At 46.5% G+C, this 1,156-nt stretch carries 1 protein-coding gene; it reads right to left on the bottom strand.

The genetic code is table 11. The features are described 5' to 3' along the window. On the bottom strand, positions 1-1,156 hold a 1,156-nt coding region (locus WBG83_RS22195), incomplete at both ends, for a hypothetical protein (protein WP_336747563.1).

Genomic DNA, 1,156 nt, shown 5'->3' with positions numbered 1-1,156 from the left:
ATCATGACCGTCTTACCATTCGCACTTGCCTGATGCGGCAAGTTGCTTGCGGCTACAGACTCCGTGATTATGCAACTGCTACCTGTGCAGCTTGCATAGTTATCGCCGCTACCGATTGCAATGTCATACTGCTTGACCGCTCCAAGGAATACACGAATATAGGTATCCTTGGTGGTTTGAGAGCAAGTTGTGGTCCCGTCATCATCATACGGATTCCAACATTTACTCCGGGTTACCATTTTAAAGGTCAGTGTAGGATGAACCGCCGCTACGTTTGCCCCGTTTTGTGTATCTAGATAGCCCCAATAAGGTGTTGGGCTTCGCCAGTCCGGATTGCGTGTGAAATAATACAATTTCGTTCCGTCCGGACTCGTAGCAATCGTCGGGAACACTAAACTACCAAGTCCGTTCCTGTTTGCGATAAACGTTTTCCAAATCAAATTGCCGGTAAAGCCGTATTTGTTCAGGTATACATTGTACGAGCTACCCACCTGTTCAAAGGACAAGCGATAGATTTGCTGGTCACTGGTCGCGCCCACCAAGTCTGGTGTGTAATACTTGAAAGGCTCTGTATTAAACATCCCTAGGCTATCGACTAAATAAGGTCCATAAATCGTTTGATAAGATACCGAGTTATTAATCAACCCTGGGCAGTACCACGAATAGGTTCCGTCAACATAACCCTTATCTACCAGTTTGGAAAGGGTGCTGTAGCTGCCGTTTTGCAATGCCTTCAGGTCATTAAGCAAGGTGTCCCTATAATTAGTGGAGCTGCCTCCATAGCGCTTCAACCCTATATACGTATTGTTCCGCAAATTCGGGTGACACACCGGCACTTCTGTGTCCTTATTAAATGTCGCCCGAGTTATACCATCCTTGACAACCAATACCTTCGAAGAACCGGAACCGAGCAAAAACGTCCCGCCACCGATGTAGTTCTGCGTTACACTGCTTAACCCTACGCTATGGGATGCAGAGGCTACCGTCCAAGCCCTGATCGTAACGTTATCCAAGTTCGGATAAAACTTTTTATCCATACTGTACGTATCCTTAAAATGCGTTGCGTCTGCAAAGTGAATCCCTTTCCAGTTAGAATCCCCCATCAGCGTATTGGCCGTGGTATTGTACCAATATTTTGGTTGAACGGCAGTATCCA

Origin of the sequence: Paenibacillus sp. y28, from assembly GCF_037137075.1 — a bacterium.
Lineage (GTDB): Bacteria > Bacillota > Bacilli > Paenibacillales > NBRC-103111 > JBBBNV01.
This window is presented reverse-complemented; position numbering and strand designations above follow the sequence as displayed.